The 14,483-nt window shown below is 71.9% G+C and carries 11 protein-coding genes; 5 read left to right on the top strand and 6 right to left on the bottom strand.

Annotated elements, in window-relative coordinates; translation table 11 throughout:
* Nucleotides 1-25: 25 nt before the first annotated feature.
* A complete protein-coding gene (thrS, locus tag M1P99_RS08010; protein WP_304452020.1) occupies nt 26-1,294 on the bottom strand; it encodes a threonine--tRNA ligase in 1,269 nt (422 codons plus the stop codon).
* A gap of 285 nt (nt 1,295-1,579) precedes the next feature.
* Here thrS and argS point away from each other — a divergent pair, with 285 nt between their 5' ends.
* Entirely contained in the window at nt 1,580-3,325 is a 1,746-nt protein-coding gene (gene argS, locus M1P99_RS08015; protein ID WP_304452021.1) for an arginine--tRNA ligase, read from the top strand.
* A 346-nt stretch (nt 3,326-3,671) separates the two neighbouring features.
* Nucleotides 3,672-4,280 carry a YceI family protein gene (locus tag M1P99_RS08020; protein ID WP_304452022.1) on the top strand — a complete coding sequence of 203 codons (609 nt, stop codon included), beginning with the start codon at nt 3,672-3,674 and terminating at the stop codon, nt 4,278-4,280.
* Nucleotides 4,281-4,518: 238 nt separating this feature from the next.
* On the opposite strand, the gene rbsK is transcribed toward M1P99_RS08020, so the two are convergent.
* Together rbsK and M1P99_RS08030 are read right to left on the bottom strand one after the other, a co-directional pair.
* Nucleotides 4,519-5,427 (bottom strand): ribokinase, encoded by a 909-nt coding sequence (gene rbsK / locus M1P99_RS08025; protein WP_304452023.1) that lies wholly within the window; start codon nt 5,425-5,427, stop codon nt 4,519-4,521.
* Complete coding sequence (locus M1P99_RS08030; protein ID WP_304452024.1) at nt 5,424-6,227, bottom strand: exodeoxyribonuclease III; 804 nt, start codon at nt 6,225-6,227, stop codon at nt 5,424-5,426. Before M1P99_RS08030 ends, rbsK begins: the two co-directional genes overlap by 4 nt.
* Nucleotides 6,228-6,557: 330 nt before the next feature.
* On the opposite strand from M1P99_RS08030, the gene M1P99_RS08035 reads away from it, so the two are divergent.
* The 3 genes from M1P99_RS08035 (at nt 6,558) to M1P99_RS08045 (ending at nt 11,537) form a co-directional block, all read left to right on the top strand.
* A complete protein-coding gene (locus M1P99_RS08035) occupies nt 6,558-8,504 on the top strand; it encodes an acyl-CoA dehydrogenase family protein (protein WP_304452025.1) in 1,947 nt (648 codons plus the stop codon).
* Nucleotides 8,505-8,582: 78 nt separating this feature from the next.
* The gene (locus M1P99_RS08040; protein WP_304452026.1) at nt 8,583-9,809 is read left to right on the top strand and encodes a winged helix-turn-helix domain-containing protein; all 1,227 of its coding nucleotides are present in this window, start codon (nt 8,583-8,585) and stop codon (nt 9,807-9,809) included.
* A gap of 294 nt (nt 9,810-10,103) precedes the next feature.
* A complete protein-coding gene (locus M1P99_RS08045) occupies nt 10,104-11,537 on the top strand; it encodes an FAD-binding oxidoreductase (protein ID WP_304452027.1) in 1,434 nt (477 codons plus the stop codon).
* 22 nt (nt 11,538-11,559) lie between these two features.
* Here M1P99_RS08045 and M1P99_RS08050 read toward each other — a convergent pair whose 3' ends face one another.
* The 3 genes from M1P99_RS08050 to M1P99_RS08060 form a co-directional block, all read right to left on the bottom strand.
* The gene (locus M1P99_RS08050) at nt 11,560-12,003 is read right to left on the bottom strand and encodes a type II toxin-antitoxin system VapC family toxin (protein ID WP_304452028.1); all 444 of its coding nucleotides are present in this window, start codon (nt 12,001-12,003) and stop codon (nt 11,560-11,562) included.
* Between the two features lie 358 nt (nt 12,004-12,361).
* Entirely contained in the window at nt 12,362-13,504 is a 1,143-nt protein-coding gene (locus M1P99_RS08055) for an acetyl-CoA C-acetyltransferase (protein WP_304452029.1), read from the bottom strand.
* Between the two features lie 54 nt (nt 13,505-13,558).
* Complete coding sequence (locus M1P99_RS08060; RefSeq protein WP_304452030.1) at nt 13,559-14,452, bottom strand: DUF2207 domain-containing protein; 894 nt, start codon at nt 14,450-14,452, stop codon at nt 13,559-13,561.
* Between the last annotated feature and the right edge of the window lie 31 nt (nt 14,453-14,483).

Below are 14,483 nucleotides of genomic sequence, written 5' to 3' on the forward strand. Positions count from 1 at the left end.
GCTCCACCACGGGCCCGCCGCCCGGCTACCGGGCGGCGACGGTGTCCTCCCACAGGACCGGGTCGTGGGCCCGTACCCGGTCGGCGACGCGGCCCAGCGCCTCCCCCGCGGGCATCGGGTCCAGACGGCGGCCGCCGCGCAGGCGCAGTGCGACCGATCCGTCGGCGGCCTCCCGCGCTCCGACGACGGCCTGATAGGGCGCCAGGCGGGACCGGCGAACGCGGGCGCCCAGGCTCCCGCGCTCGGGCCCGACGAGCTCGGCGCGCAGCCCGAGGCCGTCGCACCGCCGGACGAGGTCCTCGGCGGCCCCGGTTTCGGCCCCGGAGATCGGCAGGACGACCACCTGGACGGGCGCGAGCCAGGCCGGGAAGGCGCCGCCGTGGTGTTCGAGCAGGTGGGCGACGGCCCGTTCCACACTCCCGACGACACTGCGGTGCACCATGACCGGCCGGTGCCTGGCCCCGTCCGGCCCGATGTAGGACAGCCCGAACTGCTTCGGCTGGTGGAAGTCCACCTGGACGGTGGACAGGGTCGACTCGCGGCCGGCGCCGTCGGTGATCTGGACGTCGATCTTGGGCCCGTAGAAGGCCGCCTCCCCCTCCACCGGCTCGTAGGGCACACCGGAGCGCTCCAGCACCTCGGTGAGCACCTCGGTGGAGCGCCGCCACAGCTCGGGATCGTCGACGTACTTGCCGCCGGGACCGGGGAGCGACAGGCGGTAGCGGCTGGGCTCGATGCCGAGAGCCCGGTAGGCGCGGCGGATCATCCCCAGGGCCGCCTCCGCCTCGTCGGCGGCCTGTTCCGGGGCGCAGAACACGTGCGCGTCGTTGAGCTGGATCGCCCGCACCCGGGTCAGGCCGCCGAGGACGCCCGAGAGCTCGGAGCGGTACATCGCGCCCAGTTCGGCCACGCGCAACGGCAGCTCCCGGTGGCTGCGGGACCGGGACCGGTAGATCAGCGCGTGGTGCGGGCACAGGCTGGGGCGCAACAGCACCTGCTCGGAGCCCAGCTCCATCGGCGGGAACATGTCGTCGCGGTAGTGCGCCCAGTGTCCCGACAGCTCGTACAGCTCCCGTTTGCCGAGCACCGGCGAGTACACGTGCCGGTACCCCGCCCGCCGCTCCTCGGCGCGTACGTACTCCTCCAGGGCGTACCGCACGGTGGCGCCGTCGGGCAGCCAGTACGGCAGGCCCGCTCCGATGAGGGGATCGGTGTCGAACAGCTCCAGCTCACGGCCGATCCTGCGGTGGTCGCGGCCGTGGGCGCGGTCGGGTGCGGTGGTCGCGTCGGTCATCGTGGTCTCCTCGCGTTCGGTGGAGCGAGTGACCACAGGACGAAGCCCCGGGGCACTCGCCCCGGGGCTTCGATCAGGCATCGGTCAGCGCGCCGGGGGACTCTCCGGCGTCGTCGTCACAAAGGCGCGCTGCATGCCGCCCACCCTAGCAACGGCGCGACCACCCGTACACGGCATCGCGCCCCACGACGCGAAGGACGGTGGTCCGCCGGGCCCGCCCGGCCAGGCGTCCGGCCGCGTCCGGCGCCGGGCGGGACAGGCGCCGCCGGTCGGTACGCTGGTGGCATGGCCGACCCGCAGGAAGTACTCTCGCGACGGGTCCAGTCCGCTCTCGGCGCCGCCTTCGGCCCCGAGTTCGCCGACACCGACCCCGTCATCCGCCCGTCCCAGTTCGCCGACTACCAGGCGAACGCCGCACTCGCGCTCGCCAAGCGACTGGGCCGAAAGCCGCGCGAGGTGTCCGCGGCGATCATGGAGCACCTGGACGTGGCCGACGTCTGCCGCGACGTCGAGGTCAGCGGTCCGGGCTTCATCAACCTGACCCTGCGCGAGGACTGGATCGCCGGGCAGACCCGCCGCCTGCTGGACGACCCCCGCCTCGGCGTCCCCCACCAGGAGCGGCTGAACATCCCGCTCGACTACTCCGCGCCCAACGTGGCCAAGGAGATGCACGTCGGGCACCTGCGCACGACCGTGGTCGGCGACTCCCTGGCCCGGACGCTGGAGTTCCTGGGCCACAACGTGATCCGGCAGAACCACATCGGTGACTGGGGCACGCCCTTCGGCATGCTCATCGAGCACCTGCTGGAGGTCGGCGAGGAGTCCGCGGACGCGGACCTGCTCACCACCGATCCCAACGCCTTCTACCAGGCGGCGCGCACCAAGTTCGACTCCTCCGGCCCCGAGGCCGACGACTTCGCCGCCCGTGCCCGGCGCCGCGTGGTCGCCCTCCAGGGCGGCGACGAGGAGACGCTGCGCCTGTGGAGCAAGCTCGTCGGCCTGTCGAAGGTCTACTTCAACAAGGTCTACACCAAGCTCGGCGTCACCCTCACCGACGACAACCTCGCGGGTGAGAGCACGTACAACGCCATGCTCGCCGACGTGTGCGACGAGCTGGAGGGCAAGGGCATCGCCGAGGTCAGCGACGGCGCGCTGTGCGTGTTCCTCGACGGCTTCACCGGCCGCGAGGACAAGCCGGTCCCGCTGATCATCCGCAAGAGCGACGGCGGCTACGGCTACGCGACCACCGACCTGGCCACCGTCCGCTACCGGGTGGACGACCTCAAGGCCGACCGCATCCTCTACGTCGTCGGCGCCCCGCAGGCCATGCACTTCAAGATGGTCTGGGCCACCGCCCGCAAGGCCGGGTGGCTGCCGGAGGGTGTCGAGACCACGCACGTGCAGATCGGCAACGTGCTGGGCAGCGACGGCAAGATCCTGCGCACCCGCAGCGGCGCCCCGGTGCGCCTCATGCAGCTGCTGGAGGAGGCCGTCGAGCGCGCCGCGGCGGTCGTCGCCGAGAACCGGCCCGACCTCAGCGCGGCGGAGCAGGCGGAGATCGCCTACGACGTCGGCATCGGCGCGGTCAAGTACGCGGACCTGTCGGTCTCGCACGACACCGAGTACACGTTCGACTTCGACCGCATGCTGGCGCTGACCGGCAACACCGGCCCGTACCTGCAGTACGCGCAGGCCCGGATCCGGTCCATCTTCCGCAAGGGCGGGGTGGACGCCGAGTCGGCGCGCGGGGAGATCACCGTCGCCGAGAGCGCCGAGCGCGACCTCGCGCTCAAGCTGCTGGGCTTCGGCGGGGTCGTGGCGCAGGTCGGCGACCTGCTCCAGCCGCACCGGCTGTCGGCGTACCTGTTCGAGCTGGCGCAGGCGCTCACCACGTTCTACGAGCACTGCCCGGTGCTCACCGCCTCCACCGAGGCCGAGCGCGAGTCGCGGCTGGCGCTGATCGCGGTGGCGCTGCGTGTGCTGGTGCAGGGCCTGGACCTGCTGGGGGTCAACGCGCCCGAGCACATGTAGGCGCGTGCGGGCCGCCCGGCCCGCCGTCCGACCACGAAGGAGGGGCCGTCCGTGCGGGCAGCCCTTCTTTCGTGTACGCGGGACGCGCGCACGTGCGTGTGGCCGGGACCTCCGACCTGGCCGGATCCGGCCGCCGACCGGTGTGCGAGAGAACCCGCCACCGGTCGGCGGCATCTCTCGGCAGGGGTGCACCGCCTGGGAGCGGCCGGTTCCGGGGCACGACGGACGCGGGGACCGAGTCGAAGATCTCGTGTCCGGGTGTCCGGGAACCTGGCGCTCCGGTGGGGCGTCCGACCTAAGGTGTGTGGACAAAAGTCGCAGACACGACATAAGGGAGAAAACGGATATGACGTCAGCTCCTCCCGAAGTGGGGCCCGCACCGGGGACATGGCACCTGGACCCGCTTCACTCCAGCCTGATCTTCGTCGCCCACTACCTGCGCTACGGCCGGGTCCAGGGCACGTTCGGCCGTGCCGAGGGCCGGGTCGTGGTCACCGAGAACCCCGCCGAGTCCAGCGTGGAGGTGACGCTGGAAGCCGGAAGCATCAACACCGGAGTCGGCGCCCGCGACGCCCACCTGCGCTCCCCCGACTTCCTGGACGTGGACCACCACCCGGAGATCCGCTTCGTGTCCACGGGCTTCGAGGCGAGCCGGCGCGGACGGTACGCCTTCCGGCTGCACGGGGACCTGACCATCCACGGCACCACCGTCCCGGTCGCCCTGAACGCCCAGTGGGTGGGCGAGTCCCCCGACTACGTGTCCCCGGAGGACACCTACGGGCACTTCTTCTCCGCCACCGCGCAGATCAGCCTCTCCGCCTTCGGAGTGGGGCTCGGCGGCGAGCTGCCCTGGGGCGGGACCCTCGTCGGCGAGAACCTCGACATCGTCCTGGAGGTCCGCCTCCAGAACCAGGACCCGGCCCCGTTCCTGAAGCAGATCGGGCACGCCCCCTGACGGACGCACCCGCGAGGCGATCGTGCCGCCGCCCGGCACGATCAGCGCCCTCGCCCGACGCTCCGCGCTCCCGCACCACGTGACCGCCCGCACAGCCCGTGCGGCGCCTCGACGCCTGCCCGCGGACCACCACGTTCGGCACCCTCGACGTCACCGCCCGGAATCATCCCAGGCGGATGGCCCCGACCGGCCCGCCCGGGGAGAACGGTGAGCAGGCGCCTCCGGCGTGCGCGAGGGGTCAGGCGTCGGCGGCGACGTAGGCGGCGACCTCCGCGCGGGTCGGGATGGACGAGGCGGCCCCGTGCCGCTGGACCGACAGCGCGGCGGCGGCCGCGGCGAAGCGCATCGCGTCCTCGGGGGTGTTGCCCTCGGCCCGGGCCACGGCGAAAGCGCCGCAGTAGGTGTCGCCCGCGGCGGTGGTGTCCACGGCCTCGACCCTGCGCGCGGGCACGTGCACCGGCTTCGATCCCCGGCGGCCGTGCAGCGAACCCGCCTCTCCCATGGTCAGCAGCACCTCGGGCACCAGCTCGACCAGGGCCTCCAGTGCCGCGTACGGGTCGGTGAAGCCGGTGATCGCGGCGGCCTCGTGCTCGTTGGGTACCAGCACGTCCACCGACTCCAGCAGTTCGGCGGGCAGCTCGCGGGCGGGCGCGGGCGTCAGGTACACGGTCACGCCCAGTCGGCGCCCGGTGCGCGCGGCGTCGACCACGGCCTCCATCGGCAGCTCCAACTGGAGCAGCAGGGCGTCGTGGTCGCCGATGACCGCCGCGTCGCCCTCGACCGTCCCGGTGACCGTGCCGTTGGCGCCCGGCACGACGATGATCGAGTTGCCGCCACCGCCGTCCACGACGATGTGCGCCACGCCGGACGCGCCCGGCGCCGTGCGCAGGCCCGACACGTCGATGCCGCAGTCCACGAGGTTGGCGCGCAGGTCCTCCCCGAAGGAGTCGTCGCCCACCGCCCCGAGGAATGCGGTGTCGGCGCCCGACCGCGCGGCCGCGACCGCCTGGTTGGCGCCCTTGCCGCCGGGCACCTGGCGGAACGCCGTGCCGGTGACGGTCTCACCGCTGGAGGGCACCTGGTCCACGTAGGCGACCAGGTCCATGTTCACGCTGCCGAATACGGCGATACGGGGTGCGCGGCTCACGCGTCGTCCTCCCCGTCCAGCTCGACGATGACCGGGGCGTGGTCGGAAGCGCCCTTGCCCTTGCGCTCCTCGCGGTCGATCCGGGCCCCGCTCACGCGCTCGCTCAGCGACGGGGAGGCCAGGACGAAGTCGATGCGCATGCCCTTGCGCTTGGGGAAGGACAGGGCCTTGTAGTCCCAGTAGGTGTACACGCCCGGACCGGGGGTGTACTCGCGCACGACCTCGGCGAACCCGGCCTCGACCAGCTTCGTGAACGCGGCGCGCTCGGGCTCGGTGACATGGGTCTTGCCCTCGAACTCGGCCATGTCCCACACGTCCGTGTCCTCGGGGGCGATGTTGAAGTCCCCGACGTAGGCGATCTGCGCGCGGGGGTCCTCGGCCAGCCGGGCCGCACCCGCCTCCCGCAGCGCCTCGAGCCAGCGCAGCTTGTACGCGTAGTGCGGGTGGTCGATCTCGCGGCCGTTGGGCACGTACAGGCTCCACACCTGGACACCGGCGCAGGTGGCGCCGATGGCGCGCGCCTCGACCTCCTCCGGCTCCCCGTAGCCGGGCTGACCGGGGAACCCGATCTGCACGTCGGCGAGGCCGACCCGGGAGGCGATCGCGACCCCGTTCCACTGGGAGAGCCCGTGGTGGGCCACCTCGTAGCCGCGGTCGGTGAAGACGGAGGCGGGGAACTGGTCGTCGCGGGCCTTCGTCTCCTGGATGGCGAGGACGTCGACGTCGCTCCGGTCCAGCCAGGCGCCGATCCGCTCGGTCCTCGCCCGGGCACTGTTCACATTCCATGTCGCGATACGCACACCAGAAGCCTAGGCCACCTCACCGACACGACACTCCCAGGCCCGGAAGGACCGAAGAACGCGTCTTCCAGGCGCCCGGGAACGCCCCGGTGCGGCCGTCCTCCGCACCGGGGCGCCGCGACTACCCAGCGCATACTCCGAGGGATTCCGTCGCTCATGAACTAGGACGGCCCACCGCTCCCCCTGGTTCGCATCGGGCCAAAGGTTTTTCTCTGCAGAGGTCGTCGATCTCGCCTGCGACCGCAAGGCCAGGCGTCAAGGGCGGTACCGACGGGTAGGGCTGTGATGCAGGACACAGTGTGACACCCCCGCCAGTGAGGTGAGCGACCCATGTCGACCGTCGAACCCGATGCCCCGAACGCAGCCGAGCCCGAGGTCGACGAACGGCGTGCCCGCGCCGTCGCCGAACAGGCCCGCGAGAGCGCCTGGGAGCTGCCCAGCTTCGCCAAGGAACTCTTCCTCGGCCGGCTCCGCCTCGATCTGATCCACCCGCTCCCCGACTCCACCGGGGCGGCCGACCGCGATGGCGCGGCCTTCCTCGCCCGCCTGCGCGAGTTCTGCGAGGGCATCGACGCCCAGCGCATCGAACGCGAGGAGCGCATCCCCGACGAGGTCGTGCGCGGCCTGCGCGACCTGGGCGCCTTCGGGATGAAGATCCCCGCCGAGTACGGGGGGCTCGGGCTCGGCCAGCTCCACTACAACCGCGCCCTCACCCTGGTCGGGTCGGCCTCCCCCGCGATCGCCGCGCTGCTCTCGGCCCACCAGTCGATCGGGGTCCCCCAACCCGTGGCCATGTTCGGCACCGAAGCCCAGAAGCGGGCCTTCCTGCCGCGCTGCGCCCGCGACGACATCAGCGCGTTCCTGCTCACCGAACCGGACGTGGGCAGCGACCCCGCCCGGTTGCGGACCACCGCCACCCCCACCGACGACGGCACGGCCTACGTCCTGGACGGCGTGAAGCTGTGGACCACCAACGGGGTCGTCGCCGACCTGCTCGTGGTCATGGCGCGGGTGCCCGAGGGGCCCGGCCACCGGGGCGGCATCACCGCGTTCGTCGTGGAGGGCGACTCCCCCGGCATCACCGTGGAGCACCGCAACCGCTTCATGGGCCTGCGCGGGCTGGAGAACGGCGTCACCCGCCTGCACCAGGTGCGCGTCCCGGTGGCCAACCGGATCGGCGAGGAGGGCCGCGGGCTGCGCATCGCCCTGTCCACCCTCAACACCGGCCGCCTGTCCCTGCCGGCCATCTGCGTGGGCGCGGGCAAGTGGGCGACCCGGATCGCCCGCGAGTGGGCGCGCGAGCGCGTCCAGTGGGGGCGCCCGGTCGGCAAGCACGAGGAGGTGGCCAAGAAGATCTCCGCCATCGCCGCCACCACCTACGCCATGGACGCCATGGTCGAGCTGGCCGGACAGCTCGCCGACGACAAGCGCAACGACATCCGCATCGAGGCGGCCATCGCGAAGCTGTGGGCCTCCGAGCACGCCTGGCGCATCGCCGACGACCTCGTGCAGATCCGGGGCGGTCGCGGCTTCGAGACCGCGGACTCCCTGGCGGCGCGCGGCGAGCGCGGCGTGCCCGCCGAACAGATGCTGCGCGACCTGCGCATCAATCGGATCTTCGAGGGATCCACCGAGATCATGCATCTCATGATCGCCCGCGAGGCGGTCGACGCCCACCTGGCGGTGGCCGGGGACATCATCGACCCCGAGTCCGACCGCTCCGACAAGGCGCGGGCGGTGGCCAGGGCGAGCGGCTTCTACGCCGCCTGGCTGCCCAGCCTGGTGGTGGGGCAGGGACAGGTGCCCTCCGCGTTCGCGGAGTTCGGGCCGATCGCCGGTCACCTGCGGTACGTGGAGCGCACCGCGCGCAAGCTCGCCCGGTCCACGTTCTACGGGATGTCGCGGTGGCAGGGCCGGATGGAGACCAAGCAGGGGTTCCTGGCCAGGATCGTGGACATCGGCGCCGAGCTGTTCGCGATGAGCGCGGTGATCGTGCGGGCCCGCCACGACGCCGACACCCGCCCCGAGCGCGGCAACACCCCGTTCGAGCTGGCCGACGTGTTCTGCCGGCAGTCGCGGTTGCGGATCGACGCCCTGTTCACCGGTCTGTGGTCCAACACCGACGAGATCGACGGCAAGGTGTCCCGACGGGTGATGGACGACTCCTACACCTGGTTGGAGGAGGGTGTGGTCGACCCCTCGCTTCCCGGACCGCTGATCGGTCCGGCCGAGCCCGGGCCGTCCAAGGCCGAGGACCAGCACCGCCGGATGGGCTGAGGCCGGGGCGGCCGGGGCGGCCGGGGCGGCCGTGACGACCAGCGGCGGAGTGTCGTGGGCGGGGGCTACCGTGGCGGCATGGCTGAACCGCACCCCCGCCGCGACGCGGAGCTGTCCCTGTCACAGGCCCGCCGGATCGCCCTGGCCGCCCAGGGATTCGCCGACCGCCGCCCCGCCGCGACCCCCACCCTGGCCCACCTCGGACGGGTCGTGCGCAGGGTCGGCATCCTCCAGATCGACAGTGTGAACGTCCTGGCCCGCAGCCAGTACCTGCCGGTGTTCGCGCGCATGGGCGCCTACGACCCCGCCCTGCTGGACCGCGCCACCACCACCGACGCGGGCTCCGGGCCGGCGCGCCTGGTGGAGTGCTGGGCGCACGAGGCCAGCCTGGTCCCGCCCGCCACCCGGCAGCTGATGCGGTACCGGATGGAGCGCAACCGCGCCCAGGAGCGCGTGGGCTGGTTGAACGGCATCCGCGAGGACAAGCCGGACCTCGTCAAGACCGTCCTGGAGGAGGTGGGCCGGGTCGGCCCGGCCACCGCCCGCGAGGTGGAGGCCGCCCTCGCGCACGACGCGCCACGGGTCAAGGAGCACTGGGGCTGGAACTGGTCCGAGGTCAAGAAGTGCCTGGAGTACCTGTTCTGGATCGGCGACCTCACCTCCAACGGGCGCAACGCCCAGTTCGAGCGCCGCTACGACCTTCCGGAGCGGGTGCTGCCGGCCGAGCACCACCTGGCGCCGGAGCCGTCGGCGGAGGAGGCCCACCGGGAACTGGTCGCCATCGCCGCCCGCGCCCACGGCATCGCCACGGAGCCCTGCCTGCGCGACTACTTCCGGCTCAAGGGGGCGGAGTCGCGGGCGGCCGTGGCCGACCTCGTCGACTCCGGCGAACTGGTCCCGGTCCGGGTCAGGGGCTGGGAACGCACCGCCTACCTGCACCGGGACGCCCGCGTGCCGCGCCGGGTGAACGCCCGCGCGCTGCTCAGCCCGTTCGACTCGCTGGTGTGGACGCGCGACCGCGCCGAGGAGCTGTTCCGCTTCAGGTACCGGCTGGAGATCTACGTCCCCGCCGCCAAGCGGGTGCACGGCTACTACGTGCTGCCGTTCCTGTTGGGCGAGGACCTGGTGGCCCGGGTCGACCTCAAGGCCGACCGCGCCTCGGGGACGCTGCTGGCCCAGCGGATCACGCTGGAGGAGGGCGCGCCGCCCGAGACCCTGGAGGAGCTCACCGCCCAGCTCGGCGAGATGGCCGCCTGGCTGGGCCTGGACCACGGCGTCGGCGGCCCGGCACTCACGGGGGCCTGACCGCTTCCGGCCACGGACGTCCGCGAGCGCGGCGGGCCGCGGCCCGCCCGGGCACGGTGATCGCCCGGCAGGACGGGATTCGGCCGCGCGACCGTGCCCGGTCGGCGGGCCTCGGGACACAGGCGGGGGACGAGAACGGCAATGAGCAGGCGAAACGGTCTTATCACCGCGCTCGGACACGCCTAGTGTGCTGAGTAGGGGTGTTGGCGGTACGCCGTGTTCCGGCGCCACCCACGACGCGTCCGAGACCCACCGCGGCCCCGGAGGACGCCCCTGGTCACAAGGGAGACAGCCATGGCCCAGCTCAAGGTGCAGCCCATCTCCGACTCCGCGCTGGCGCGCCTGCGCTCCGGCTTCGAGGGGCGGGTGTTCTCGAACATGGACGACGGGTTCGAGGAGGCTCGGACACTCTTCAACGCGATGATCGAGACCCGGCCCGCCGTGATCGCCCAGTGCGCGAGCACCGACGACGTGCGCCGCGGCATCGAGTGCGCCCGTGAAGAGGACCTGGAGATCGCGATCCGCGGCGGCGGTCACAGCGTCTCCGGGATGAGCCTCACCCAGGGCGGTCTCGTCATCGACCTGCGCCGCATGCACACGGTCGCCGTCGACACCGACACGATGCAGGTCGGTGTCGGGGGCGGCGCGGTCATGGGGCAGATGGACGAGGCGACGACGCGGCACGGCCTGGTCACGACGGGAGGACGGGTGTCGACGACCGGTGTCGGCGGCTTCGTGCTCGGCGGCGGCTCGGGGTGGATCGAGCGCAAGTTCGGCCTCGCCTGCGACAACCTGCTGAGCGTCGACCTGGTCACCGCCGAGGGCGACCTGGTGCACGCGGCCGCCGACGAGAATCCCGAGCTCTTCTGGGCCCTGCACGGCGGCGGCGGGAACTTCGGCGTCGCCACCCGCATGGAGTTGCGGCTGCACCCGCTGCCGGAGTTCTCCATGGGCCTGCTGCTGTTCCTGCCCGAGGACGGGCCCGAGGTCACACGCACATGGCGGGACTTCATGGAGCAGGCTCCCGACGAGATCGGCGGAGGTCTGATCTACCTCGTCGCGCAGCCGGAGCCGTTCGTACCGGAGGAGTTGGTGGGCAGGCTGGTGTGCGGGGTGGTGCTCACGTGTGTCGGCGGCGAGGCGATGCTGCGCGACCTGGCCGCGCCTCTGACCCGTCTGGGGCCGGAGGTGGAGATGGTCACCGACATGCCCTACGCAGAGATGCAGAAGGCGCTCGACGACCCGCCCGGTTACCGCAACTACTGGTCGGTGGAACACCTGGCCTCACTGCCGGACCCGGCGATCGACGCGTTCTGCGCACGGGCCGACGACATGGTCATCCCCTCCCCCACGGCCCACGCCATGTGGCGGCTCGGCGGCGCCGTCGGGCGTTCGCAGGCCGACTACCCGCTGCCCTGGCGCCACGCAGCGTGGGCGGTCCACCCGCTCGCGATGTGGGAGGACCCCGAGGACGACGAAAGGGCCGTCCAGTGGGTGCGGGACGTCCGCGCGGACGTGCGCCCGTGGTCCACGGGGGACGTGTACCTGAACTTCACCGGGGACGAGGGGGAGGCGCGCGTGGTGCGCGGATTCGGCGAGGACAACTACGCGCGGCTGAGCGCGGTCAAGACCGGGTTCGACCCGGACAACGTCTTCCACCGCAACCACAACATCCGCCCGCAGCGCGAGATGCCCGGCGCCGTCGCCCCGCCGCCACGCCAGGGCTGAGGGACCCGTTCCCAGAAACCATTCAGTCCTCGGGGAACAACCGGAATCCTTCCATCGCCGCAGCTTCCCGCAGGTCCTTGTCGAAGACGGCGAAGACAGTGCAGCGCGGATCGACCGAGCGCACCGCCTTCGCCGAGGCCAGCTGTACGGCGTCGTAGGCACGTAGACCGTGCACGGCAGTGAGCCGTACGGCTTCTTCGAGGATCTCGGCGGACACGACCGCTGCCGAGAATCGGCGGGGCTCCCTCGGCGTCCCGAAGTAGTCGGCCTCGAAGGCGGAGACAAGGATTCCGGTGTCCTCCACGCTCAGCTCACCCATTCTCTGCTTCTTCCACAGAGCGGCAGGCACCTCGACCTGGGTCAGCTGGGACAACACGACCGGATCCGTCAGGCCGAGCATCGCGTCGCTACCGTGTTCTGCGGCATACAGCTTGACTACGGCCGAGCTGTCCGCGAAGAGACTCATCCTCGCCCTTCCGCTATCAGATCCTGGAGTGGAGTTCCTCCGGCCGTGGCCTGGCGAGCCCTCTCGAAGGCCTCACGGCCGGGACGTTCCCTCGGTGTTCCCGAGGAGTCCAGCAGTCCTGCCTGAGCGAGCTTGGCTCGGATCGCTCGCGCCTCGTCACCTTCGAGATCCGGATCGGTCGCGGCCTGAAGCACCCGTGTGAGGTACTCGTTCATGCTCACACCGCGGCGCTCGGCTGTGCTTCTCACACGGCGGACCAGTTCGTCTTCTGCTCTCCACGTCACCTGACTCATAAGAAGAGCCTACGTGGTTGCATGCATGCAGGCAACCACGTAGTAGTCGGGGTCCGTTGGCCGGGTCAGACGCGTTCGATGATGGTGACGTTGGCCTGGCCGCCGCCCTCGCACATGGTCTGCAGGCCGTAGCGCCCACCGGTGCGGTGCAGTTCGTTGACCAGCTTGGTCATCAGCACCGTGCCGGTGGCCCCCAGCGGGTGGCCCAGGGCGATCGCGCCGCCGTTGGGGTTGACCCGCTCCGGGTCGGCGCCCAGCTCCTGGATCCAGGACAGCGGCACCGGGGCGAAGGCCTCGTTGATCTCGGTGACGTCGATGTCGTCGATGCTCAGGCCGGCCTTCGCCAGCGCCCTCCTGGTCGCGGGGATCGGCGCGGTGAGCATGTACACCGGGTCGTCGCCGACCAGGGAGAGCTGCACGACGCGCGCCAGCGGAGTGAGGCCGTGCTGCTCGACCGCGCGCTCGGACGCGATGAGCACGGCGCTCGCGCCGACCGAGATCTGGCTGGCCACGGCGGCGGTGAGCTCCCAGCTCTCCCGCAGCGGCTTCAGACCGGCCATCTTCTCCAGGGTGGTGTCGGGACGCACGCCCTCGTCGCGCTCGACCCCGGCCAGCGGCGCGACCTGGTCGTCGAAGTGGCCCGCCTCGATCGCCCGGGCGGCGCGCTGGTGGCTCTCCAGCGCGAACTCCTCCAGCTGCTCGCGCTTGAAGCCCCACTTCTCGCACATGAGCTGGGCGCCGCGGAACTGGGAGATCTCCTGGTCGCCGTAGCGCTGCCCCCAGCCCTCGCCGTACAGCGAGAGGCCGTTGTCGACGGCGAACTGGACGTTGGCGCCCATGGGGACCATGCCCATGTTCTCGACGCCCGAGGCCAGGACCAGGTCCTGGGTCCCCGACATCACGCCCTGGGCGGCGAAGTGCAGGGCCTGCTGGGAGGAACCGCACTGGCGGTCGATGGTGACGCCCGGAACGGACTCGGGGAGCCCGGCGGAGAGCCAGGCGGTGCGCGCGAGGTCGAGCGCCTGGGGCCCGGCCTGGCTGACACAGCCCATGATGACGTCCTCGACGGCCGCCGGGTCGACACCGGTGCGCTCGACGACCTCCTTGAGTACGTGCGCGCCGAGGTCGGCGGGGTGCACGGCGGCGAGCGCGCCCTTCTTCGTGCCGACGGGGGTACGGACTGCGCCGACGATGAATGCCTCGGCCACGGGACCCTCCAAGGGGAGCTGGGGTGACGGTTCTGAACCGAACTGTATTCGGTTTCACTGCCCTGGCAAGTACCCGCCCCCTCCCGTCGGGAGCGCCGACGCCGCCCAGGGCCCCTCGACTCCAGTGTTCCCCGCCCGCGCTCCGACACCCTGATCAGCCGCCGCCTCCGCCTCCTCTGCTTCCCACGGTTCGACGGGGCCGACGGGGTCGGCGAGGTCGGGCAGGTGGAATGCCACGGTGGTCGACTCGACCGGGACACTCCATCCGGTGCCGATGATGTCGGCGTAGTACCGTGCCCCGCCGCCTCCGTCCGGGGTGGTGAGGCGTTCGTAGGTGTAGGCGATCTCGAAGACGTGTTCCCCGGTGAGGGCCGGACCGGCCTCGAAGTCGCCCAGACGCACGATGGTCTGGCTCTCCCTATGGGGGTTGCCGTGGTGGGGGCTGATCTCCACCGGCAGGCCGTCGGCACTGTCGGCCCGGACGTCGGTGAGGCCGAAGTCGCGCCAACCGTAGTCGTCGATCCACCCGGTCTCGGGCAGTTCGCGGGTCAGGCCGTGGGAGGGTTCGTCGCCGAAGTCGTAGGTGATGGTCTCGACCATGTCGACCGACCCCGAGGAGTGCACGGTGACCTGGGCGTCGAATCCTGTGACTCGCCACGTGTCCGGCACGGACTCCCGGCCGACGAGGAAGTAGAGGCCGAGGCCGAGCAGGATCAGCAGCGAGACGCCCACCGTGAACACGGCCGCGGCAGGGGGCTTGTCCCCGCGTGGTCGGCTTCCGACGCCCGGGGGCTTGGCCCGGTCCTGTCGGGCTCCGACGCCAGAGTGCTTGTCGCGCTCTCGCTGGCGTTCGGCGGCCCGAAGCGCTTCGCGTTCCTGTCGGCGCCTGGCGGCACGGATCTTGTCGCGCCTGCGCCGACGCTTGGCTGAACGGGATGTGGGGGCCAATGGGGCTCGCTCTCTCGGGGGGCAGGGCACC

Source organism: Nocardiopsis sp. YSL2, assembly GCF_030555055.1.
Lineage (GTDB): Bacteria > Actinomycetota > Actinomycetes > Streptosporangiales > Streptosporangiaceae > Nocardiopsis.

Coding starts and splice junctions, on each gene's coding strand:
- thrS (WP_304452020.1), bottom strand. CDS start 1,294: ATGACCGACGCGACCACCGCACCCGACCGCGCCCACGGCCGCGACCAC.
- argS (WP_304452021.1), top strand. CDS start 1,580: ATGGCCGACCCGCAGGAAGTACTCTCGCGACGGGTCCAGTCCGCTCTC.
- M1P99_RS08020 (WP_304452022.1), top strand. CDS start 3,672: ATGACGTCAGCTCCTCCCGAAGTGGGGCCCGCACCGGGGACATGGCAC.
- M1P99_RS08035 (WP_304452025.1), top strand. CDS start 6,558: ATGTCGACCGTCGAACCCGATGCCCCGAACGCAGCCGAGCCCGAGGTC.
- M1P99_RS08040 (WP_304452026.1), top strand. CDS start 8,583: ATGGCTGAACCGCACCCCCGCCGCGACGCGGAGCTGTCCCTGTCACAG.
- M1P99_RS08045 (WP_304452027.1), top strand. CDS start 10,104: ATGGCCCAGCTCAAGGTGCAGCCCATCTCCGACTCCGCGCTGGCGCGC.
- M1P99_RS08050 (WP_304452028.1), bottom strand. CDS start 12,003: ATGAGTCTCTTCGCGGACAGCTCGGCCGTAGTCAAGCTGTATGCCGCA.